This window comes from Paraburkholderia oxyphila NBRC 105797, from assembly GCF_000685075.1.
Classification (GTDB): domain Bacteria; phylum Pseudomonadota; class Gammaproteobacteria; order Burkholderiales; family Burkholderiaceae; genus Paraburkholderia; species Paraburkholderia oxyphila.
Genome location: NZ_BAYD01000145.1, coordinates 1 through 22,662 on the forward strand (window position 1 = coordinate 1; position 22,662 = coordinate 22,662).

The 22,662-nt window shown below is 64.4% G+C and carries 17 protein-coding genes and 1 pseudogene; 15 read left to right on the top strand and 3 right to left on the bottom strand.

The window, feature by feature from the left end; translation table 11 throughout:
• Positions 1 to 177 precede the first annotated feature (177 nt).
• From BO1_RS43970 to BO1_RS59905, 4 genes and pseudogenes are all read left to right on the top strand, one after another.
• Positions 178 to 718, top strand: a pseudogene (locus BO1_RS43970) (DEAD/DEAH box helicase); the annotation flags it as partial.
• A gap of 72 nt (positions 719 to 790) precedes the next feature.
• On the top strand, positions 791 to 1,519 hold the full coding sequence (locus BO1_RS55340; protein ID WP_156992749.1) for a DUF6880 family protein: 729 nt from the start codon (positions 791 to 793) through the stop codon (positions 1,517 to 1,519).
• A gap of 75 nt (positions 1,520 to 1,594) precedes the next feature.
• Positions 1,595 to 1,918, top strand: a complete 324-nt coding sequence (locus tag BO1_RS43980) for a calcium-binding protein (protein WP_322788562.1) — start codon at positions 1,595 to 1,597, stop codon at positions 1,916 to 1,918.
• 296 nt (positions 1,919 to 2,214) lie between these two features.
• Complete coding sequence (locus BO1_RS59905; protein ID WP_156992750.1) at positions 2,215 to 2,370, top strand: hypothetical protein; 156 nt, start codon at positions 2,215 to 2,217, stop codon at positions 2,368 to 2,370.
• A gap of 9 nt (positions 2,371 to 2,379) precedes the next feature.
• Here the strand turns inward: BO1_RS59905 and BO1_RS59910 are convergent, their stop codons facing one another.
• Together BO1_RS59910 and BO1_RS44000 are read right to left on the bottom strand one after the other, a co-directional pair.
• Positions 2,380 to 2,535, bottom strand: a complete 156-nt coding sequence (locus BO1_RS59910; protein ID WP_156992751.1) for a hypothetical protein — start codon at positions 2,533 to 2,535, stop codon at positions 2,380 to 2,382.
• A gap of 562 nt (positions 2,536 to 3,097) precedes the next feature.
• Positions 3,098 to 3,403, bottom strand: coding sequence for a hypothetical protein (locus BO1_RS44000; RefSeq protein WP_407670083.1), 306 nt, complete (start codon positions 3,401 to 3,403; stop codon positions 3,098 to 3,100).
• A 774-nt stretch (positions 3,404 to 4,177) separates the two neighbouring features.
• Here BO1_RS44000 and BO1_RS44010 point away from each other — a divergent pair.
• The 4 genes from BO1_RS44010 to BO1_RS44025 all read left to right on the top strand — a co-directional run bounded on the left by BO1_RS44010 (position 4,178) and on the right by BO1_RS44025 (position 12,449).
• Entirely contained in the window at positions 4,178 to 6,862 is a 2,685-nt protein-coding gene (locus BO1_RS44010; RefSeq protein WP_028223016.1) for a LuxR C-terminal-related transcriptional regulator, read from the top strand.
• Positions 6,863 to 7,132: 270 nt separating this feature from the next.
• Entirely contained in the window at positions 7,133 to 9,181 is a 2,049-nt protein-coding gene (locus tag BO1_RS44015; RefSeq protein WP_028223017.1) for a hydantoinase/oxoprolinase family protein, read from the top strand.
• 23 nt (positions 9,182 to 9,204) lie between these two features.
• Positions 9,205 to 10,959: a hydantoinase B/oxoprolinase family protein gene (locus tag BO1_RS55345; RefSeq protein ID WP_084688757.1), complete on the top strand. Its 1,755-nt coding sequence runs from the start codon at positions 9,205 to 9,207 to the stop codon at positions 10,957 to 10,959.
• 26 nt (positions 10,960 to 10,985) lie between these two features.
• On the top strand, positions 10,986 to 12,449 hold the full coding sequence (locus BO1_RS44025; protein ID WP_028223018.1) for a M20/M25/M40 family metallo-hydrolase: 1,464 nt from the start codon (positions 10,986 to 10,988) through the stop codon (positions 12,447 to 12,449).
• Here BO1_RS44025 and BO1_RS44030 read toward each other — a convergent pair.
• Entirely contained in the window at positions 12,424 to 13,218 is a 795-nt protein-coding gene (locus BO1_RS44030) for an avidin/streptavidin family protein (RefSeq protein ID WP_028223019.1), read from the bottom strand. The genes BO1_RS44025 and BO1_RS44030 overlap by 26 nt on opposite strands.
• A gap of 524 nt (positions 13,219 to 13,742) precedes the next feature.
• Here BO1_RS44030 and BO1_RS44035 point away from each other — a divergent pair.
• From BO1_RS44035 to BO1_RS44065, 7 genes are all read left to right on the top strand, one after another.
• Positions 13,743 to 15,821: a hydantoinase/oxoprolinase family protein gene (locus BO1_RS44035; RefSeq protein ID WP_028223020.1), complete on the top strand. Its 2,079-nt coding sequence runs from the start codon at positions 13,743 to 13,745 to the stop codon at positions 15,819 to 15,821.
• Positions 15,822 to 15,839: 18 nt separating this feature from the next.
• Positions 15,840 to 17,498, top strand: coding sequence for a hydantoinase B/oxoprolinase family protein (locus BO1_RS44040; protein ID WP_028223021.1), 1,659 nt, complete (start codon positions 15,840 to 15,842; stop codon positions 17,496 to 17,498).
• A 44-nt stretch (positions 17,499 to 17,542) separates the two neighbouring features.
• Positions 17,543 to 18,931 carry an aminopeptidase P family protein gene (locus BO1_RS44045; protein ID WP_028223022.1) on the top strand — a complete coding sequence of 463 codons (1,389 nt, stop codon included), beginning with the start codon at positions 17,543 to 17,545 and terminating at the stop codon, positions 18,929 to 18,931.
• Between the two features lie 137 nt (positions 18,932 to 19,068).
• Complete coding sequence (locus BO1_RS44050; protein WP_028223023.1) at positions 19,069 to 19,959, top strand: hypothetical protein; 891 nt, start codon at positions 19,069 to 19,071, stop codon at positions 19,957 to 19,959.
• Positions 19,960 to 19,995: 36 nt separating this feature from the next.
• Positions 19,996 to 20,814, top strand: a complete 819-nt coding sequence (locus tag BO1_RS44055) for an aspartate/glutamate racemase family protein (RefSeq protein ID WP_028223024.1) — start codon at positions 19,996 to 19,998, stop codon at positions 20,812 to 20,814.
• Between the two features lie 67 nt (positions 20,815 to 20,881).
• Positions 20,882 to 22,282: an MFS transporter gene (locus tag BO1_RS44060; protein ID WP_084688758.1), complete on the top strand. Its 1,401-nt coding sequence runs from the start codon at positions 20,882 to 20,884 to the stop codon at positions 22,280 to 22,282.
• A 98-nt stretch (positions 22,283 to 22,380) separates the two neighbouring features.
• The coding region (locus tag BO1_RS44065; RefSeq protein ID WP_028223026.1) for a hypothetical protein at positions 22,381 to 22,662 on the top strand (282 nt) is incomplete at its 3' end.

Genomic DNA, 22,662 nt, shown 5'->3' on the forward strand with positions numbered 1-22,662 from the left:
GTTGATTGCGCTGCTCGCCGGGATCGGTTTCACGATGTCCGGATGGATCGCGATGCGGACCTTCGACGATCCAGACAAGCTCGTCATGGACGAATGAGGGTGCTTGCGGGTTTATTCGTGGCCGGCATTCTTGGCCGCGGCTGGACACGCTTGTGCGGTGCAGCACCGCCTGCTGAGATGGTGCCTGAACTCATTGAGGAAGGTCGCCGCATCCTGCTCTTCCCGCAGTTCACCAGCATGCTCGATCTCATCGCTTCCGCACTCGACAGGGCCGGGATTCCCTACGTTGTCCTGACCGGCGAGACAGTCGATCGTGCGGCCCCGGTCCGCCGCTTCCAGCAGGGCGAGGTGCCGCTCTTCCTCATCAGCCTGAAGGCTGGAGACGTGGGGCTGAACCTGACCGCGGCCGACACCGTCACCCACTACGATCCGTGGTGGAATCCGGCCGTGGAAAACCAGGCCACCGATCGCGCGCACCGGCTTGGGCACGACAAGCCCGTGTTCGTCTACAAGCTGATCACCGCTGGCAGCGTGGAGGAAAAAATCGTCGCTCTCCAGGAAAAGAAGGCGGCACTGGCCAATGCGATCCTCTCCGACGATGCTGCCAGTACCGTCAATCTCAGCCGATGATCTCGACGCGCTGTTCGAACCCATTCCGGGCGTGCCTGCACGATCGTCGCTCCCCCAGGTCTGGCTCGCGCATAAGGACTGGCACTGAAACGTAGCGCAAGCGGGATCTGTTCACCATTTCCCCCTGCCTGTTGCCTCAGCAGCATTCATTGGAGGAGCAATGTCGAAAGAAGAAAATCCGATCGAGGCCAAAGCCCTGGCGGCCGTCGGGGCGGAACGCCTGGCGACCCTGCTTGCAGAGGTAGCCATGACGAACCCGGGCATCCGGCGTCGGTTGCAATTCGAACTGTCCGCACAACGAGGCGAGGACGTGGCAGCCTCCGTCGGCCAATGGATCAGCGAATTCGGCGAACAGACGTCGCTTCTCGATGCGGAGGAGGTCGACGAAACGGCCGAAGAACTCGACGCGATGCGCGTTGCCATTGCCTCGACTATTTCCCGGGCGGCGCCGAATCTTGCACCGGAACTGATGTGGCAGTTGTTCACGCTGGCCGGAACCATATTCGAACGTACCACCGAAGAAGGATGGGAAGTCAGCTGCATTTTCGATCAGGCGTGCTCTGATCTGGTCGATCTGTGCGTCAACGCAGAGGTGGAGCCAGCAATATTCGCCGGGAAAGTTGTTGCGGCGATTGTCACCAACAACTACGGAGAGTACCGCGCCCTGATTCGGGCTATCGCGTCAGCACAGCCCAGGGCACCTGCCTACAGCTCCGAGCTGAAGAACTCGCTCCAGCGATTGCTGGACAAACCGCCCGGATCGAAAAATAGTCTGAACAGCGAGCGCAGCGTCTTCCATCTCGCCTTGCTGGAGCTCGACTCCCTCTGCGCAACGCAGACCGGGTTTGCGACAAAGAGCCTCCCGGAAAGCCTTGCTGCGACGCGTTGACGATGTCTAACCCATTATCGCTGCCCCATCATGGCCAGATCCAAAGTCGACGCCAGACGCGAACATCGGATCACGATGGAAATCGTGGTCGACACCTACACCGAAGAAGAATGCGCGATGGGCTGGTATTGCTACCTTGAAGATCAGCTCTCGTTTCCATTCAAGGCCCGGGTGCGCAAGACGATGGATGCCTCACCGCTAAAGAGCGGCGAGAACGTCACCGTCATCGCCCTCGCTCACGACCAACTTTGCCGCATCGCGATATTTGTCTTGGCACGGCACGGTGAACGCGAAATTGTCGTACCTCTGGCCCAGCTTGTTCCCGTTGGAGCCGACCGGAACACCCGGGAGGCAGTGGCCGACTGGCATTACTGGCACGATCAGGGCTATTCGTTCTGATTCCCGTGCCGCTCACCCCGGGTAAGGCCACGCAAAGCCTTGTCAAGCAAGGAGTTGCGGTGGATTTTCAGATTTCGGGAGATGGGCGGAAATAGGCATCGTGCTCCAGGCGCTGCAGATCTATGACGCAGAGGATCCGATTTGCGCCATGCGCGCGGCGCCTTCGATCGGCGTGTTAGCCGTTCCACGACTCGACGTTCAGGACGATCCGTGCAGCCCGCTGCACATCCCATGTGGATGGCGACGGGCTTTTCAATCGTGTGCGCTGGCGCTTTGGTGCACGCTCAGGGGGGGAAATGCAGACGTTCTTTCCGAGCAGCAATCCGGCGTGCGACGAGGGATTGGAAACGCTCAAACATGAGTTTGGCACTGCCTGCCAGCAGTGCGCGTGGTGCCGCGGTACGGGTGGCGACTGGCGCGAGAGCGCCGAGGACGACGACGCCTGTCTTTGACGGCGGGGATCAGCCGTTCAGTTGCGACTCGACGTTGAGGACGATCCGGGCGACCGGGTTGTTGTCGGCGGAATCCGGAGCGAACTTGATCTGGGCGAACGTGACAGCAGCGAAAGCGACGACGACGAGGGCAGCAGATGCGGCGATGCGGGGAATGTATTTCACAGGGACTTCCTTTCGAGGTGTAGGCAGAAACTGGCGAAGCTGACAGGGGGCCGAATCACTTCGGCGCCATGACTGTCGACAACCGGCAAGGCCGCACACGGGGTCCGATCGCGCCTGGCGATCTGGACCGCACTGCAAAAAGAGGGGCGACCCAAACCCAGCCACTATAAAGGTTTTACCCGTGTGTGCAGTGCGACACCCGGTCGCCAGTGGGTGCTTAATTCTTGAGCAGCGTTTCGTGATTGAAAGGTCCATGTAGGCCGTAACGAGCAGTGCGGCACTGTGCTTTAGACCACCATCGGCAATGTGTTAAAAATAGGCTTGACATGGGATACGCACGCCACCAATGGCGCGCAGGAGATTCCATGGACCATTACATTGTGCTAGCCGTGATTCTGCTAGTCCCTTCGATCGCGTTTGTGTCCGTGCTTTATACGGGCACGCACAAACGCCATTGAAGGCCAGTGGTGAGACTTTGTCGCTGGTTCAGGCGGTACGGGAAATCGGACGACCACCAGCCCGCCACGGAAGGCTACCGGCGGGAACCCGCAAGACCTCCAGGCTAGTTGCGCGGCTTGGAGGAGCGCTCCGCCTTCTCCGCAAGGAAGCGCTGGTAGTGCGCCCCCAGGTAGAGAGCCTGTTCTGCCGTGGGTGTCTTGCGCAGGCGCGTATGGTCCCCCGCCAGACGGGCACGTTCTGCCTCATCGATCGCATCGGAGAAGAGCAGCTCGCCAGTCTCGGGATGGACAGACATAAGGTAGCCGTCGTAGACCTTGTCCAAAGTGCCCGCGAGCAGCAAGCCATTGCTCGGGTCCAGTTTCTCTACATCGGTGCTGTCCGTCCATGGCTTGGCATGACTCGCGACCAGCGCTCAAGCACTGGATGGGTTCGACCCACTTCCAGATGCGGGGCTTGTGTACATCGCGGCGGAAATGAGCTTGCCCGTGCTGGCATACAACATCAAGCGCGTCATCGGGATCCTGGGTTTCGCAGGCGCAACGCGGGCGATGAAGTTGGCAACCGCGTGATCTCACGTGTTGACCTTGACGCTCGAGGCGGACGTAGCTCGGCCAGCTTGGCCGCAATCGGGCGCCGCCAAACCTGCCCGCGCTATTGCTCCACTCGCCAGTTGGTCCTGCCGTTTCTACACGGCTTCGGCTGCGATGCGTCGGGCGTTTGCTGCTGGCAAGTAAGGGCATCGCTCGAGATCGGGGGCTGGCGTGGCTGCGATCTCAAGCGGGTGGGCACGATAAGGTCGGATGCGACGTGGCGTTTACCTCTATCTACCTACCCGTCCGGGTAGGTGGCGGCCGGAAATTGCTGGTACCTACCCGTCATTCATGTTGCACGAAGCGAGTCAAGAACTTAGTGTCCGGCCGATCCGGACGCCGGATGCGAAGCGAAAGGATCGTCGCGCTTCAGACAGCACTGCAGGTCCGGGAATCTCGCAACAGATGGAGCCATTCATTTGTTGGCCGGAGGTTCATCGAAATCCGGCGCCTCCGCAAGTTCCCTTCGATATATTCGTATGCCGATTGTCGGCCGGACGTCCGCGCATTAGCCGATTTACCTTCTTACCTTTACGGTGCCCAACGCGAAAAGTATCCTTTGTGTGCCGGTACATCGATCAGCAACGCACCACATGAACCCGACGTCGTCAGAGAATCAGTCCTCCAACGCCTGGATGTGGGTCGGCAAGCTCGCGCCGCCGCATGCGTTACTGGAGGCGGTTCCGCGCGTCGTACTCCTGGAGACCCTGCAGGAGCAGTTATCCAAACCGCTGACGCTCGTCGTTTCCGCACCGGGCTTCGGCAAGACGACATTGCTGTCGCAATTGCGCCAGACGTTGCTCGACCGTTCGGACGCTTGCCTTGTGGCGTGGCTCTCGCTGGACGAGACGGATGCCGACGCAAGTCGCTTCCTTGCCGGGCTCATGCTGGCGCTCGAGAGCGCGGGGCTCGATCTGGGAGGACTGTCCCCGCTCGCACATTCGCAGGCGCTCGATCCGCGACCGCAGCGTACTTCAGCCGCATTGCTCCAGACGCTCGCCAGCGACGGCCGCCGCTTCGTTGTCATTCTTGACGACTACCACCGGGCCACGAGCAGCGCCGTCGACGAGATCGTGCTGACACTGCTCGAGCGCGCGAGCGATTGGCTCCATTTCATCGTATCCGGCCGCAGCCGGCCTGGATGGCCACTGTCCGCGCTCAGGGCCCGGGGGCTTGTCCACGAAGTCGATGCGCGCGATCTCGCACTAACCTTGCCGGAAGCATCACAGATTCTCGGCCCCGAGTTGGGGCAGTCCGCAGTCGCGACGGTGCATTCGAAAACCGAAGGATGGGCCGTTGCCGTACAACTTGCGCGCCTGTGGCTCGCACGCGGTACAGGTTCCGCTTTCGGTTTGCCCTCTTTTTCTGGACGCGTCGCGGAAGTCGCCGAGTATCTGGCCGAGCAGATTCTCGACAACTTGCCTGAGGATTGCCGCGAGTTTCTGCTCGAAACCTCGCTGCTGGAGCGGTTCAATGCCGAACTGGCCGACGTCGCGCGTTGCCGCAACGACAGTGCGGCGATCTTGGCGCGGCTAACACTGTTCGAAGCATTGCTCGTGCCGCTCGATGCAGACCGAAGCTGGTATCGCTATCACCTGTTGCTCGCCGATTTCCTGCGTCCGCGCCTCGACACGCGGCGCGCCCAGCAGATTCATCGCGCGGCGGCCGGCTGGCTGGCTGGTCAGCGAGACTGGGTGATGGCCGTGTCGCACGCGCTCAAAGCTGGCGATACAGATCTGGGCGTGGAACTGGTGCGGCAGGCCGGCGGCTGGGAGATCGTGCTGCGCAAGGGCATTCATTATGCGCAAAGCCTGCTCCAGCAGTTCGACGAGCTGACGCGACGCAGCAGACCCGAACTGACCATGATGCAGGCCTATCTGCAGGCCAAACTGGGGCACCAGGCGCTCGCGTTCGAACTGCTGAGGCTTGCGCAGGTAGCAGTGCAGGACGACGCGCACCTCGAACGCGATTACGACGTCATCCGGCTGCTTGTGCATACGTACTTCGATCAGTTCGACGACGATTCGAACTCGGTGGGCGAATGGGAAAGCGCCAGCTCCCGCATGCCGTCGGACCCGCTTGCGCAGGCCAATCTGATGTGCGTCGGGGCAGTCGGCCTGCTGGCCTCGGGGGCGATGGCGCGTGCGCGGACCGCCGCGCGCGCGGCACGGACGCAGATGCGCATTGTGGATAGCCCTCTCGGCGAGAACTATTGCCTGATGCACGAGGCCATTGCCTTGTCGGTGATGGGGCAGGTTTCCAGCGCGCGGCAACTGATCGACGAGGCCCTGGCGCTTGCCGAGCAGAACTTCGGCACTGAGAGCTCGCTCAAGGCGCTCGTGGGCTGCTTCAAGGCACAGCACGTTTACTGGCAGGGTGGATGGAGCGAGGCGCAGCGATGGATCCGCGAGGCGCAGGAATCGATCGAGCACACCGACGGCTGGCTCGACGTGTTCGCTGCGGCGGCCGAAGTGTCGTGGCGCACGGGCCTGCGCCAGCACGGACTCGAACATGCGCACGCTGTCCTCGACCACACCGCGCAGTTGGCCCGCGATCGCCATTTGCAACGACTGGTGCAACTGGTCCGGGTGTGGCGCGTCGATCTGCTGTCGCAATGTGGGTTCGTGACCCAGGCACAGCAGGAAGCACAGGCCGCCGGGCTGGAGGCGGCGCTGAAGGCGGCCTCGCCCTCGGGCCTCGGGTGGCGCTTTTGCGAGGCCGGTACGTTGGCGCTCGGCCGCCTGCTGCTCGCGACGGGTGCGAGCGCGTCAGCGGTCTCACGCCTCGAGCAGGGCGCCAATGTGTTTGAGGAGACCGGTGCGCATCTACCCGCGTTGCGCATGCAGCTGCTCGCGCTGGTGGCGAGGCGCAAGGCCAAGGACGGCGATGTCGCGGCCGCCGACATTCAGGCTGTGTTTGCCCCGTTGCTGCGCGACGGCCTGTCGGGTCTGCTACTCGAGACGGGGCCGGGCATCTTGTCCGTCTTCAACCTCATCGAAGGCGGCTTGCCGCCGGCGATTGCCGCGACGCTGACCCAGCTGCGCGCATGGCAGGCGCACCCTGTGCGTCCGCGCGCGCAGTTCAGCGTGAAAGAGACCCAGGTGCTCACGCTGCTCGCGAGCGGGCAGTCAAACAAGGAAATTGCGCGTGCACTCGATGTTTCGGAGAACACCGTCAAGTTCCACCTCAAGCAGATCTTCCAGAAGCTGAGCGTCGAGAATCGCGCCGCGGCAATCAGTACCGCGTTGCAGCAGGGCATTCTGACGAGCCAGCCCTGAGCGGCCTGGAGCCGCTCCGATTCCCTTGCCTTTCGATCGGCGGCCCATCCTGGCGCTTCGCACGCGGGCTGGTGTCCGGGGCGATGCCGAATCCCGTGTTCAGCCTGACGTCCAGCCTGGTGTTTGCCATGATCGCCCTACCCACCCGGGTAGGGTTCGCACGGGAGCCGCGCGGCGCCTACTCGCGGGCGCCGTTGTGCGGTCAGCCTGCGTTTTCTAATGTTGGGGTCATGTATCCGTTACATGTAACCGACAAAGGAGGCGTGCTTCATGGCTGTTCGAGTAGGCGTGGATATCGGCGGCACTTTCACCGATCTGATTCTTTACGATGAAGAGACCGGGGGCGTGAAGGTCGGCAAGGTGCCGACAACCCCTGATGCACCCGAAACCGGTTGCATGAACGCCGTGCGCGAGGTGGTCGATGCGCCGGACATCCGAAATACCGCATTTTTCTTCCACGGCACGACCGTCGGCCTTAACGCGTTGCTCGAACGACGCGGCACGCGGGTCGGGCTCCTCTGCACGCGCGGCTTTCGCGACATCCTCGAAATCCGGCGCGGCGACCGGGCGGACGTCTACGGACTGTTCTGGCAGCCGCCCGAGCCGATCGTTCCGCGCCATCTGCGCATGCCGGTCGGCGGCCGCATCGACGCGCGCGGTGCGGAAGTCGCGCCGCTCGACGCCGAAGACATTGCCGCCGCCGCCAGGGTCTTCACGGAACATGGGGTTGGCGCCGTGGCGATTGTGTTCATGCACGGCTACGCGAACGGGGTCCATGAGCGCGAGGCGGCGCGGACGCTGCGCACGCTGGGCTTCAAGGGCGAGATCTCCCTCTCGCACGAAGTCTCGGGCGAATACCGCGAATATGAGCGCACCTGCACGACCTGCATTGACGCGTTCGTTCGGGCCCGCATGTCGCGCTATCTGGACCGCCTTCATGACGACCTCAAGTCCTCCGGATTCTCAGGCAGCGCACTCATCACGCGCTCGGGCGGCGGATCGATGTCGTTCCAGGAAGCCGGCCGCCGACCCTTCGAGACGATCATGTCGGGACCTGTCGCCGGCGTGGAGGGCGCTGCGGAACTGTCTCGCCGCTTCGGTCTCGGCGATCTCGTGACGGCCGACGTCGGCGGCACGAGCTTCGATACGAGCCTCGTCGTGGAGGGGCGTCCCACGCTGATGTTCGAAGGCGAGATCGCGGGCATGCCGCTGCAGACGTCGTGGGTGGACGTGCGCTCGATCGGATCGGGTGGCGGCTCGATTGCCTGCGTCGATGAAGGCGGCCTGCTGCGCGTGGGTCCGCGCAGCGCCGCGGCCGTGCCGGGGCCCGCCTGCTACGGCCGCGGCGGCGAGGAGCCTTGCATGACGGATGCCGCGTTTCATCTGGGCATGCTGGGCGACGGCGTGTTCGCCTCTGGCATGCGTCTCGATCATCAGTTATGCGAAGCAGCCATTGACCGCATCGCGGGGCCGCTAGGCCTGGAACTCGACGTCGCTGCGCGCGGCATCATGGAGATCTCCGCGGCGGCAATGGCCAGCGCGATCCGCGAGATCACGATTGAGCAGGGGCGCGATCCTCGCACGCTGAAGCTCATCGCCTTCGGTGGCGCGGGGCCGCTGATGAGCACGCTCCTCGCGCGCGAGATGGACATGCGCACCGTGCTCATCCCACCGCATGCCGGTAACTTCTCGGCGTGGGGCATGCTCGGCGCCGACATCGTCCGCGAGGCCGCGCGAACGCGTGTCACGCCGCTCTCCGAGGCCGGCGTGAACGAAGTCAACGCGCTGCTCGGCGAACTCTTTGCGGAACTGGAGCGGCGCAGTCCCGCGATCGACGTGCCGTCGCGCGAGCGCCACGTCATGCTCGACATGCGCTATACGGGCCAGGAGCATTGCCTCGCCGTCGCCATGCCGAACCGGCACGGGTCGATCGCGGCCGGTTGCGACGCGATCCGGGCGAGCTTCGTCGAGGAGTACAAGCGCACGTTCGGCGTGGTGATGGAGGCGCCCGTGGAGGTCGTGTCGGTGCGCGCCGGCATCCGCGCGCCGCTGCCCGACCGGCTCGCGGTGCAGCGCCCGGCACAGCAGTCAGCCGCCGACGATGGCCTGCGCCTCGACGCCTTTTCTTTCGCGCTTGGCAAGCGGGTGCCGTTCCGCGTGATAGAGCGGTGCGCCATCGGACCGCGCGACCGGCTGGCAGGCCCGTTGATCGTGCTCGAACCGACGACGACGACCTACGTCGACGCCGGCTTCGAATGCAGTCTCCACGAGTCGGGTTGCCTGCAGCTCGAATACGACGCCGGGCTGCTGGCCAAATAAAAACAGGAAGGGACACACTTACCATGAACGCACAATCGCCCATCGGGCTTCGTATCAGCCGCGCGGCACCGGCCGCCGCCACGGACCGGGTTCCGGTCGATCCCGTCGTCGCCGAGGTCATCCGGCACGCGCTCAATTCGGCAGCCAACCAGATCAAGAAGACGCTGGTCCGGACCGCGTTTTCGCCGATCATCTATGAAGTGCTCGACTTCGCGGCTGCGCTCTATGACCGCAAGCTGCGCCTGCTGGCCCAGGCGCCTACGCTGCCGCTATTCATGGGCACGCTGAACTTCTGCGTCGAGGCCGCCATTGCCGGCATCGGCGGCCCGGAGAAGCTCGGACCCGGGGACGTGGTGCTCTACAACTGGCCTTACGGCACGGGCGCGCACGCACAGGATGCCGCGCTGATCCAGGGCGCTTTCGACGAGCGCGGCGCGTTGATCGGCTACGCGGTCGTGAAGGCGCACTGGCTTGACATCGGGGCCGTGGCGCCGTACTGCACGGACACGACCGACGTGTTCCAGGAAGGCACCTTCTTTCCGGGCGTGTTCCTGTTCCGCAACGGCGAGCTCGTCGACGACATGTACCGCTGCGTGCTCGCGAACTCGCGGCTGCCGCGCGTGATCGACGGCGATATCCGCGCGCAGGCGACCGCGGTCGGCATCGGCGTGGCCGAGCTGGAGCGGATCGTGCGCCGGCACGGCAAGGATCTTTTCGAAGCCGCTGTCGAGCGCATTTTCGACCACGGCGAAGCGATGGTCCGCAGCTACTTCGAGCGGCTTCCCGACGGGTTCTATCGGGGTGCCGGCAGGATGGACAGCAACGGCGTGGACGGCGTCCCGATTCCGATCGACGTTGCCGTCGAGATCGCCGGCAGCGAGATCCGCATCGACTTCTCGCAGGTGGCGCCCGAGCAGAACGGCCCGGTGAACTGTCCGCTGCCTTCGACCATTTCGGCCGCGCGGGTGGCTATCGCGATGCTGGCGGGCGCGCGCGAGGCGCCCAACGAGGGCCATTTCCGTCCGGTCGAGGTCATCACGCGGCCGGGCAGCATGTTCGATCCGAAACCGCCGGCGCCGTGCTTTCTTTACGGCTGGCCCGCGCTGCAGGCCATCGAAGTGATCTACGAAGCGATTTCGAAGATCGACGCAACGCTCGTGCCGGCTTGTTCGGGCGGCGACATCTGCTCTGTGGTCTGGTGGGGCCGGCGCGAAGAAACCGGCGAAATGTGGGGCGACGGCTCCCCGTTTCCGGTCGGTCACGGCGGTCATGCGCGCGGTGACGGCTGCACGATGATGCATGTGGCCGAAGCGGCGACACGTTTCGCGTCCATGGAAATCATGGAGACGCGCAACCCGTGGCGCGTCGAGCACTGCGAGTTCGTCGCGGACAGCGGCGGCGCCGGTGCTGCTCGCGGCGGCATGGGCTACGACATGACGTTCCGCCTTCTTGAGGATACCTACGTGACGGCCGCGCTCGAACGCACGCGAACGGCACCGGCCGGTTTGCACGGCGGCCACGAAGGCCGCCCGAACGGTGGCACGTTCGTCTACCCCGACGGCCGGTCCGAACCGTTTTCGAAAGTCACGTCGCATTTGCTGCCCCGGGGATCGGCGATGACGATTCATGCCGGCGGCGGGGGTGGCTATGGCGACCCTCTTGCGCGCGAACGCGAAAGTGTCAGGCGCGACGTGGCCGACGGCCTCGTGTCGGCTGCTCAGGCCCGTTCAGTTTACGGTCTGGAGTGCGACGCGCACTGTTCCCGCATCGATATGTGAAACCTCACCGCAAGGACAGGAACGAAATGACTGAGCAGACGTTAGAGATCGATCGCACCGCGTTGCGCGAGTTCGTGGAGCGCAAGTGGGACGCCGACATCGTGCCGGCTCTCACCGAATACATTGCGATTCCGGCCAAAAGCCCGGCGTTCGACAAGGCGTGGGAGGCGCGCGGCTACCTGGAGCGCGTCGTCGCGGATGCCGCGCAGTGGGCGCAACGGCAGCCGGTGCAGGGGCTGGCGGTCGAGATCGTCCGGTTGCCGGGCCGCACGCCGCTGCTCTGGTTCGAGGCGCCGGCGACCGCCGCTGCCGGTGCAGCCGGTGCGGGAACTATCGTCCTGTACGGGCACCTCGACAAGCAGCCCGAGTTCGACGGCTGGCGCGCCGACCTCGGCCCGTGGACGCCGAAGCTCGAAAACGGCCGGCTCTACGGCCGCGGCGGTGCGGACGACGGCTATGCCGTCTACGCGGGCCTCACGGCGCTGGCGGCACTCGATGCACTGGGGATAGGGCGGCCCCGCTGCGTGGGGCTTGTCGAAACGTGCGAGGAATCGGGCAGCTACGATCTGCTGCCCTATGTCGACCTGCTTCGCGAGCGGCTGGGCCGTGTGGATCTCGTCGTCTGTCTCGATTCGGGCGCGGGCAACTACGACCAGCTGTGGCTGACGACGTCGCTGCGCGGCATTGTGCCGGGCGATCTCGAAGTGCAGGTGCTCGACGAAGGCATCCATTCAGGCAGTTACGGCGGGATCGCGCCGTCAAGCTTCCGCATCATGCGGCAGTTGTTTGAGCGTCTCGAGGATGCGCGCACAGGCAACCTGCTGCCGGCGGCATTCCATTGCGCGATTCCGCCGCAACGCCTGCACGAGGCGCAGGCCACGGCGCGCATTCTCGGCGACAGCGTCTGGAAGACGCTGCCGTGGGTATGCGGGGCGGAAGGCCGTCCGGTGCTGCCGACCTCGACCGATCCGCTGCAGTCGCTGCTCGCCTCCACATGGCGCCCGTCGCTCGCGGTGACGGGCGCGGCGGGCCTGCCTGCGCTGGCCGATGCCGGCAACGTGCTGCGCCCGCGCACCGTGTTCAAGCTGTCCTTGCGCCTGCCGCCGTTGATCGATGCGGCCGAGGCGGTCGGGCAGCTGAAGACGCTGCTCGAAGACGATCCACCTTGCCGCGCGAAGGTAACGTTCCGTCCCGATGCGGCCGTGGCGAGCGGCTGGAACGCGCCCGGCACGGCGCCGTGGCTAGAGACCGCTCTCAACGCGGCGTCGCGCGCGCACTATGGCGCCGACTGCGCTTACATCGGGCAGGGCGGCACCGTGCCTTTGATGAACGTCCTCCAGTCCGGCTTCCCGCGCGCGCAATTCATGGTGTGCGGCGTGCTGGGGCCGAAGTCGAACGCGCACGGGCCGAATGAATTCCTGCACGTGCCCTATGCGAAAAAGCTCACGGCCAGCGTGGCCGAAGTCATCGCGGCGGCGGCTGGCGCGTGAACGGCGCGAAACTGGTCCGCGTCTGCGCGTAGACGTGATCCGGCGCGGTTGCACCGCTGCGCATCATCAGCAGATCCAGCGCGCCGGTCTGCACGTTCAGCGTGCCGGAGAGCGATACGGCGAGACCGCTGGCGACGTCCAAGGTCGCCAGCGAAACGGATTGCAGCGCGAGCCCCGACGCCGTGGCCTGGAGGTCCGTGAATCCCGTGATTTCCGCGCCGACGTCGCCGAAATGGATCCGCCCGCTTACGTAGCCGAAGCCGCCGCGCGCGTGTGGCCGGACTGCCAGCGACATGACGATGCCGTTCGCGGCGGACCACGTGCCCTCCAGCGGATCGGCAATGGGCGCCCGCCGCCCTGCCGGCGCACCGATCCGCACCGGCGCGGAGGCGCCCGGCACGCGCCGGTAATGCAGCTTGTCGATATAGCTTCCCGGCGCGGCGAGACCGGGGAATTCGCACGACGCGATCATCGAATGGGCGACGACGAGCACCTCCTCGCAGTTCTGGATGCTGATCTGTCCGCTCAATCCCGAGGACCAGTGCCAGCTCGCGTCGGGCGGGTCCTCGCCGACGGAGTGCCATGCGATGGCAAGGGCGACGGGTTGGCCGCGGTGCTCGTCGGGGTCGGCGCCGATCTGGGTGCCGAGCACTTCGTAGCTGCCGACCGAGCCCGTCGTGGAGGCATAGGTGCCCGCCACGGCGTGGCCTTCGACGGCCAGCATCATGATCGAGCCGTATTCGTTTTGCCAGGTTCCGGCTAAGGACATGGAAGACCTTCCTGTTCGCAGATGAGTGAGCGCGCATGGCGGCGCCGGTGGGGAGCTTATGCCCGCATGTGCGCGGCGTCTGCGTGGGGACGGGTAGCACCGCGCGCGACGGACCAGGGCGCCTACCCGACCGGGTAGTTTCATTCGGGAATGCCACTAGCGCAGCGCGTGAGTGCTGCCTCGCCAGCGCGCGCGGAAGCGTCCCGACCCAGCGCCCGGAGCCCTCGACTCGGGGCTTGCCCGCATCAATCTACCCGCCTGGGTAGGTGCCTTGCCACCCGAGGGCCGGTCCTACCCGCCGGCGGCATTGAGGTGGCCTTAATGGTTTCATAAATTGCAACTCAACGACGGTTGTCATTGCCGGCGAGTTGCAAGTCGCGCTGACTGCGCGTCCGGATTCCGGTGCAACTTCCGGGTGCGAGGCACGGTGCCACGAGCGGCGGCAAGGTGCGGCAACGCGTCGACCAACATTCAATCTAGGGTTCCAGCGCATGGCGGGAACTCGTGTCGCAAGGAGAATGGCTGTGACAGCAAAAGGAAGGACCGTACGCGTGGCGACCGATGTGGGCGGTACGTTTACCGATCTCGTCTATTTCGAGGTCGATCCCGTCAGCGGCAAGCAGACGATTCGGACTGCGAAGTCGGATACGACGCCGCCCCATTTCGAACAGGGCATCCTGAACGTATTGCGCAAGGCCGATGTGCATCTCGAAGACGTCTCGTTCCTCGCGCACGGCACCACGGTCGTCATCAACGCGCTCACCGAGCGCCGCGGCGTACGCACTGGCCTGATCACGACCCGTGGCTTTCGCGACGTGCTGGAGATCGCGCGGGCGAACCGCCCGGACTTCTTCAATCTTCAATGGGTGAAGCCCGAGCCGTTCGTGCCGCGCTACCTGCGCCGCGAAATCGCGGGGCGCATCCATTTCGACGGCGAAGAGCGCGAGCCGCTCGATCTCGCGGCGCTCGAAGCGATCCTCGAAGACTTCCGCCGCCAGGAGGTGGAGGCCGTGGCCATCTGCCTGCTGCATGCCTATGCCAATCCGGCTCACGAGCAGGCCGTGCTCGATCAGGTCAGGCGTCTCTGGCCGGAGGTGTCGGTCGTGGCCTCGCATCAGATCACGCGCGAATGGCGCGAATACGAGCGCACGAGCACGGCGGTGCTGTCGGCTTATGTTCAGCCTATCGCGTCGCGCTACCTGACCGGGCTCCAGAAGGGCCTGAGCGAGAACGGCTACCGCGCGCCGCTCTATGTGATGCAGTCGAACTGCGGTGTCGATACGGTCTCCCATGCCCGCGAGATTCCTATCACGATGGTCGAGTCGGGCCCGGCCAGCGGCTTCTGGGGCGCGGCCGAACTGGGCCGCCTGATCGGCGAGCCGAACGTGCTCGCGCTGGACATCGGCGGCACGACCGCCAAGTGCTCGCTGATCAAGGACGGCCAGGTGTCGATCAAGACCGACTACTGGATCGAGCGCGACCGCGAGAGCGCGGGCTATCCGATCATGGTGCCGGTGGTGGACCTGGTCGAGATCGGCAACGGCGGCGGTTCGATCGCCTGGATCGACGACTTCGACAAGCTGCACGTCGGGCCGCAGTCGGCGGGCGCGTCGCCTGGGCCGGCCGCATATGGCAACGGCGGCACGCATGCGACCACGACGGATGCCAATCTCGTGCTGGGCCGCATCAACCGGGACTACTTCTGCGGCGGCGAACTCGTAGCCGACATGGCCGCGGTCGGCCATGCGCTGAACCCACTCGCCGGCAAGCTGGGCATGTCGCACGACGAGATTGCACGCGGCATCATTCGCATCGCCAACGACAACATGGTGAACGCGCTGAAGCTCGTTTCCCTGAGCCGGGGCCACGATCCGCGCGACTTCACGCTCGTGGCGTTCGGCGGCGGCGGCGCGATGCACGCCGTGGCGCTCGCCCAGGAACTCGGCATGAAGAAGGTGGTGATTCCGCGCGGCGCCTCGGTTTTCTCGGCGTGGGGCATGACCATGTCGGATCTGCGCCGTGACCTGTTCGCCAACCGCTTCATCGAAATGCACCGTGAAGGCGCGAGCGCCGACGCGCAAGCGCTGCTCGACGAGCTTTCGGCGGCAGCGCTCACGCAGTTCGCGGAGGAAGACATCGCGCCGCAACGCGTGAAGCTCCTAGTGCAGTGCAAGCTGCGCTACCAGAACCAGGAGCATTCGGTCGAGGTCCCGCTCCACGAAGGGGAGACGCTGACCTCGCATTGGGCGGCCATCGCTGACCGCTTTCACGCGATGTACGAGCAGCAATATACCTATCGCCTCGATGCGCCGCTGGAGATCGTGGGCTTCCACATCGTCTCGGTGGCTGAAATCGGCAAGCTCGATCTCGACGAAATGCCTGTCACGGGAGCGACGGTGGCATCGGCCATCAAGGGGCGCCGCGCGGTCGACTATGCGCTCGAGGGCGTTCACGAAGCGGTGATCTACGACAACGCGAAGCTCGAGCCGGGCATGAGCCTCAACGGGCCGGCCATCGTCGAAGATTCGGGCACGACGATCGTGGTGCATCCGAAGAACGCGGTCCATGTCGATCGTCTCGGCAACCTCCACATCACCCTCTGAATTCGACGGAGCACGACCATGAGTCATATCGACATCTTCACGCTCGAGATCATCCAGAATTCGCTGCAGGCGATCGCCGACGAGATGTTCGCGGCGATGCGCAAGACGGCGATGAGCCCCATCATCTATGAAGTGCTCGACATGGGCACGGGCATCACCGACGCGCACGGCGAAATCGCGAGCTCGGGCTCCGGCATTCCGGCTTTCGTCGGCGTGCTGGACAAGGCCGTCAAGCAGATTCTCGCGGGCCATTCGCAGCCGGGCGAAATCGAGCCTGGCGACATCTTCATCACGAACGACCCGCACAGCGGCGGCGTCACGCACCTGAACGACGTGGTGCTGGCCATGCCGGTGTTCGCCGACGGCAGGCTCATTGCATGGACGGCCAATATCGCCCACTGGAACGATGTGGGCGGCGCGGTGCCCGGCTCGCTCTCCACCAATGCAACCGACATCTTCCAGGAAGGTCTGCGCCTCGCCTCGGTCAAGCTGATCTCGAAGGGCAAGCCGATCCGTTCGGTCATGCAGATCCTGCATGCGAACACGCGCATGCCCGACTTCATGGAAGGCGATCTGTGGGCCGGCATTGCGGCGGCGCGCAGCGGTGCGACGCGTCTTGCCGAACTCGCCGGGAAATACAGCGCGGCGGTTTTTCTCGAGGCCATGAACGATTTCATGAACCTCGGCGAAAAGGTGTCGCTCAAAGCGCTGCAGAACGCGCCGCGCGGACGCTTCGCGATGCAGGAGCCGCAGGACGATGGCCAGATCTTCAAGGTCACGGTCGAGATCACCGAAGCGGGCATGACCGTCGATCTTCGTGACAATCCCGATCAGGCGCAGGGACCGACCAATCTCAGCCGCGACGGCACGATCGTCGCCGCCCAGATGGCATTCAAGGCCGTGACCGCGCCGCAGGCCGCGACGAACGGCGGGACCTTTCGCCCGCTCACGGTGCTGACCCGTCCAGGTAGCCTGTTCGACGCACGCGTGCCGGCCGCTGAGGGTTTCTACTTCGAGAACCTGATGCGCGTCTACGACTTGATCCTGCGCTGTCTCGCGGCGCATCTGCCGGGCAGGCTACCGGCCGGCAATTTCGCCTCCGTGTGCGCGACGATTATCGGCGGCATGCATCCCGACACCGGCCGCCTGTTCACCCTCGTCGAGCCCGAGATTGGCGGCTGGGGCGGCGAAGCGGGGCGCGATGGCAACAGCGCGATGTACTCCGGCCTGCACGGCGAGACCTACAACTGCCCGGTCGAGGTGTGCGAGGCGCGCTACGGTCTGTACGTGGACCGCATGGAGTTCAACGACGAACCGGGCGGCCATGGCAAGTACCGGGGCGGCCGCGGCATTCGCCTCGACTACCGGGTCCGTTCGGACGGCACTTTCCTCACCTGTGGCTATACCCGCTCGAAGGTGCCGCCCTGGGGCCTCGAAGGCGGCGCGGACGGCTCGCCCAATTACGTCGAGGTTGTGCGCAAGGACGGCAGCAGCGAACGATATTCGATGGTGAGCGGCCTCACGCTCGGCCGGGATGACGTGATACGCGTGCGCACCGGCTCCGGCGGCGGCTACGGCGATCCCGCGGAGCGCTCGCGAGCGGCGGTGGTGGAGGACGTGCGCAACGGCTATCTGAGCGCCGAACTCGCGGAGAAGATCTATGGCGTGCGGGCATAACGCGCCGGCAACCCACGAACAGACGAATGCACGGACCAGCGATCATGTTTGCAGATAGTGTGTACACCGGCCGCCGCCACGCCTTGCGCGAGCAGCTTCGCTCAGGCGTCGTGCTGCTGGTCGGGAATGTCGATGCGCCCATCAACTTTGCGCACAACGTTCATCCGTTCCGCCAGGACGCGACGTTCTCGTACTTCTTTGGCGTGAACCGGCCGCGGCTCGCGGCGCTCATCGACCTCGACAGCGGTGCCGAGGCCGTGTTCGGCAACGAAGCCGGCCTCGACGATGAAATCTGGCTCGGCAAAACTGCCGCGCTTGCCGACGAGTGCCGCAAGGCCGGATGCGCGAGGATCAAGCCGTACGGCGCCCTGCGGGACGTGGTAGGCAACGTGCTGGGCAGCGGCAGGACGGTGCACTACCTGCCGCCTTATCGCGCCGAAACCACGCTTGAACTGTCGCGTCTGCTTGGCGTGAACGCCGATGGAATCGCCAATGGCGCATCGCTTGATCTCGTGCGCGCCGTGGTCGCGCTTCGGGAAATCAAGTCGGCGGTCGAGGTGGCCGAGATCGAGCATGCGCTCACCATTGCCGACGAAATGCACCGCGTCGCGATGCGGGCAGCCCGGCCAGGCGTGATCGAGCGGGAAGTCGTGGCCGAGATGCGGCGCGTACTGGGCCGCCACGGCGTGAAGGAAGCCTATCAGCCAATCTTTACGAAGCACGGCGAGATTCTCCACAACTTCGACTACGGCCACCAACTGGAGCAGGGCGACCTCGTGGTGAACGACGCGGGGGCGATGAGCCGTCTCGGCTACGCGAGCGACGTCACCCGGACGTTGCCGGTGGGAGGCAGGTTCGACACCCGGCAACGGGATCTGTACGAACTGCTGCTGCAGGTGCAGGCGAGCGCCATCGAAGCGGTGCGGCCCGGCATTCCCTTTGTCGACGTGCATCGGCTTGCGGCGCTGAACATGGTCAAAGGCATGGCGGCGCTCGGCTTCTTCCGTGGCGACCCGCTGGAAGTCGTATCGTCCGGAGCCTATGCGATCTGCTTTCAGCACGGGCTCGGGCATCAGCTCGGCCTGGACGTGCACGACATGGAGTCGCTCGGAGAAGACCACGTCGGCTACGGCGAGACGTTCCGGCGCAGCGACCTGTTCGGCATGAACAACCTGCGCATGGCCCGGCGATTGAAGGCTAGCATGGTGTTGACGGTGGAACCGGGCATCTACTTCATCCCGAAGCTCGTCGACGACTGGCGTCGGGCGCGTCGACACGACCATCTGATTGACTACGCGAAGTTTGGTGAGTATCTCGACTTCGGCGGCATGCGGGTCGAGGACGAAGTGCTCGTCACCGAAGACGGGGTTCGTGTCATGGGACCCGGGACGCCGAAGTCGGTGGAGGCAATCGGGCAGGCAATGCAAGGTTGACGGAAAACAAGCCGGCTTCGACAGGAGCCGGCGATCCCCCGGAGGGCGGGAGAGACCGGAGATTCCATGGCAGTTCGAGGCGGAATCTCCGACATGGATATGTAGTATTGCTAATCAATTGATTGGGGATCACTTTCATGAAACGAAGCAGTCTTTCCGGAGCAATTGCCGGTCTGTCGGCGGCCGCATGGCTTTGCGCGCCGCCCGTTGCCCATGCCGACGAATTCATCGGATTCGGCCAGGCCGGCGTGCCGGGCGGCTGGGCGCTCGAGGCGTTCCCGGTGTTCCGGCATACCGGGCCGAACTCGAACGAGATCTATTCGTCATTCAATCCGGCTTACTTCACCGAAACGGGCTTTACCGGCACCCATCGCGACCAGTTCGAATTCTGGCTCAACGGCTCCATCGGCTACGCGAACACGCATGGGGCGCCGGGAGCGAGCGGCTTTGGCGGCGCGTATCCGAACGTCGGTATCGAGTACTACTACAACGTCGTCGTGCCCGATCAGCCGGCCGGTTCCCCCGGCTACAAGACGTTCTGGACGAGCCCCACCTTTACGGTCGCATTTCCCAACGGCAGTACGAAGTCCGCGGGCTTTGGCGCCGGTGCCAATCAGTATTCCTATAGTTTCAATGTCGATAACTATCTGCAGATCGGCAGGATAGGTGTGACGTTCAACCCGGTGGAGCTGACCTATGCCAGCCGAAATCTGAATGCTGTGGATATCGGCAACGGGCAGATGGAGAAGCTGCGCGGCGGCCTGAGCGCGACCTTCGCGGACGTGGCCGCAGGCTATCAGGTCCGCGACGACCTGTTCGTCGGCATTCATCACTCGTTCAACATCTACAGCTGGCGCGCTTCCGACTTCCAGGCGGCGCGAGAGGGCGAGATCGGGCCGAGCGTCTCGTACTTCGGCTTTGCGAAGTATGGCCTGTACATCTGCGGCAACGTCAACTTCGACTACTACACGTCGCCCAATCTGAAAAAGTCGGTCACGGTCACGATGGCGCTCATCAAGAACCTGTAAGCGGCCGGCATCTCCGTTCTCTGTGAAGGAAAGAACATGAATCATCAATTCAAGGGAGAGCCGGTCGACGTACCGGTCTCCATCCGCTGGCTCAATCCCATCGGCTCTGCGGCCTGGGATACGCCCATCGGCGAGATGCTGCACTCCATCAAGCAGCCGGCCACCAACGTGGAGGTGGTCTCGTTCGACATGACGCCGACGCCGTCGCATCTGGAATATCGCTCGTACGAAGCCTTGATCTACGAGAGAACGATTGCCGTGGCGAGGGACTCGGCACAGCAGGGAGTCGATGCCCTGATCGTAGGCTGCTTCTACGACCCGGCACTGGAAGCGGCGCGCGAGATCTCCGCCGAAACCGTCGTAGTCGCGCCGTGTCAGGCCAGCATCCAGATCGCGGCGAATCTGGCAAACCGCTTTTCGGTCATCGTGGGGCGGGAGAAGTGGATCGAGCAGATGACCGAGCGCGTGCGCGCCTACGGCCAGATCGATCGTCTTGCCTCGATGCGTCCGCTGGGCATGGGCGTCGTCGACTTCCAGGCCGACCCCGCCTTCACGCGGCGGAGGATTATCGAGGAAGCGCAGCGAGCCGTGAGCGAGGATCGCGCGGAGGCGATCATCCTCGGCTGCACCCTCGAATTCGGCTTCTTCGATGCTGTTCAGCAGGCGGTGGGCGTGCCCGTCATCGACCCGGTCGTGGCGGCGTTCAAGATGGCCGAAGCCCTCGCGAAGTTCAAGAAACAGTTCGGCTGGAAACCCAGTCGTGTCTGGAGTTGCGAGCCGCCGCCCGAAGCGGAGTTGCGCGAATTCGGCCTCTTTCAAGGTCCCGTGCCCATCGCCAACTCGGTGTCGTTCTGAATCTGGACAAGGTCGGATCGGCTCCCGCGAGCTTCCGACGTATTTTCTCGAGGAAAAAGGAGTTCTGATGAACAACCCTCAAAACGCGGGTTCACCGCTCGATTCGTCGTGGCCGGCGGGCGCCCCTGCCGGAGCCGCCTCATCGGCGGGACGCGATTACCCGGACGGGCGGATTCCCGTGGGCCAGGTATTCGAAAAGCTACCGCTTACGGTCGAACATCTGAAGAGCTGTCTGGCGCTGTTCTTCGTCTTCGTGATCGAAGCGTGGGAGATGATGATCATCGTCTACACGTCGCCGCTCATCGCGAAGGACTTCAATCTCGACGCGATGGCGGTCGGCAATCTCATCGGTGCCATCTTTGTCGGCATGGCGATCGGCTCCGTCGTATGGGGGCCGATTTTCGACCGGATCGGGCGCAAGAAGACCATCATTTCCAGCCTCTTGCTTTATGGGTTGGTGTCGATCCTGAGCGTCATGGCGCCGAGTTACGGCACGCTTTACGCGTTGCGTCTACTGGCCGGTATCGTGGCGGCAGGCATGCTGGTGGTCACGTTCCCGTACTTCGAGGAACTGCTTCCGGTTCGGGCGCGCGGGCCGTTCACCGTGTATCTGGCCGCGGGCTGGCCGATCGGCATGCTGCTCGCACTGGGCGCCACGGTATGGCTGATGCCGATGGGCTGGCGCGCGGTGATCGGCTTCAGCTCGCTGGCGGCCGCCTGGGCGCTGGTCGTGGCGTGGGCCGTGCCGGAATCTCCGTACTGGCTCGCGGGTGTCGGGCGCCAGGAGGAAGCGAGGGCCGTGATCCTGCGTCTGAGCCGCGGTGCCACCGTGATCTCGCCGCAGCGCAGTCTGCACGTGCCCGAGGTGAAGCATGGCGTGTGGCGCGATCTGCTGTCGGGAGGCGTGTTGCCGGTGACGCTGCTGCAGATCGCGATTAACTTCGCCTTCGCATGGGGCTACTGGGGGCTGCAGACGTGGCTGCCGACGCTGCTGCAGCAGCGCGGCCTGAGCCTGCCGCAAAGCTACAGCTTCATTGCCATCTCGGCGCTTTGCATGATTCCGGGCTATATGAGCGCGTCGTATCTGACCGGCAAGCTCGGGCGCAAGAAAGTCATGATCACGTATGTGGCGCTTTCCGCTATCGCCGGTTATGCGTTCGCCAACGTTCAGACGATGTCGGCGCTCTACGCGAGCAACTTCGCGCTCGCATTCTTCAGTCTCGGAGCGTGGGGCGTGTGGGACACATGGGTCGGCGAACTCTACTCGACCCATCTGCGCACGGTTGGCTACAGCTGGGCCGTGCTGGCGCAGCGACTCGCGAACATCGCGGCGCCTTCGGTGGTGGGCCTGCTCGTCGCGCAGGGCTCGTCCTTCAACATGACGACAACGTTCATCAATCTGTTCCTCGTCGTCACGGTCGTCATGGCGCTCTTCGTGCCGGAGACCGAAGGCAAAGACCTCGCATAGCGGCCAGGCGCGAGAGGACATATCGCGCCGTACCGGGCGGTAGAAAGGCCCGCATGAAATGAAGCGCGGCGGTCTGCGTTCTTCCGACCTCCGGAGACATGCCGCTGCTTCCTCAAGAGAAAACGAAAGTGAATCAAGAAATGCTAAAGAGCACGACGGTGGGTGTGAAAGTGGACGGTTCAATGCGGATGCGCATGAAGCTGGCCGCGGAGCGTATCCAGCGTACGCCGCACTGGTTGATGAAGCAGGCCATCTATTCGTTTCTGGAGAAAATCGAGGGAGGCGAAATGCTCGCGGAGCTTGCCGGTCAGTCGGGTCGCAACGGCGTCGAGATGGCGGAAGCGGTGTTCGCACCTGTCGGCACCAGGGACAAGCCGGAG

Bases quoted from the DNA above. Each gene is read 5' to 3' on its own strand.
- BO1_RS55340 (WP_156992749.1), top strand. From the start codon at position 791: ATGTCGAAAGAAGAAAATCCGATCGAGGCCAAAGCCCTGGCGGCCGTC.
- BO1_RS43980 (WP_322788562.1), top strand. From the start codon at position 1,595: ATGGAAATCGTGGTCGACACCTACACCGAAGAAGAATGCGCGATGGGC.
- BO1_RS59905 (WP_156992750.1), top strand. From the start codon at position 2,215: ATGCAGACGTTCTTTCCGAGCAGCAATCCGGCGTGCGACGAGGGATTG.
- BO1_RS44010 (WP_028223016.1), top strand. From the start codon at position 4,178: ATGAACCCGACGTCGTCAGAGAATCAGTCCTCCAACGCCTGGATGTGG.
- BO1_RS44015 (WP_028223017.1), top strand. From the start codon at position 7,133: ATGGCTGTTCGAGTAGGCGTGGATATCGGCGGCACTTTCACCGATCTG.
- BO1_RS55345 (WP_084688757.1), top strand. From the start codon at position 9,205: ATGAACGCACAATCGCCCATCGGGCTTCGTATCAGCCGCGCGGCACCG.
- BO1_RS44025 (WP_028223018.1), top strand. From the start codon at position 10,986: ATGACTGAGCAGACGTTAGAGATCGATCGCACCGCGTTGCGCGAGTTC.
- BO1_RS44030 (WP_028223019.1), bottom strand. From the start codon at position 13,218: ATGTCCTTAGCCGGAACCTGGCAAAACGAATACGGCTCGATCATGATG.
- BO1_RS44040 (WP_028223021.1), top strand. From the start codon at position 15,840: ATGAGTCATATCGACATCTTCACGCTCGAGATCATCCAGAATTCGCTG.
- BO1_RS44045 (WP_028223022.1), top strand. From the start codon at position 17,543: ATGTTTGCAGATAGTGTGTACACCGGCCGCCGCCACGCCTTGCGCGAG.
- BO1_RS44050 (WP_028223023.1), top strand. From the start codon at position 19,069: ATGAAACGAAGCAGTCTTTCCGGAGCAATTGCCGGTCTGTCGGCGGCC.
- BO1_RS44055 (WP_028223024.1), top strand. From the start codon at position 19,996: ATGAATCATCAATTCAAGGGAGAGCCGGTCGACGTACCGGTCTCCATC.
- BO1_RS44060 (WP_084688758.1), top strand. From the start codon at position 20,882: ATGAACAACCCTCAAAACGCGGGTTCACCGCTCGATTCGTCGTGGCCG.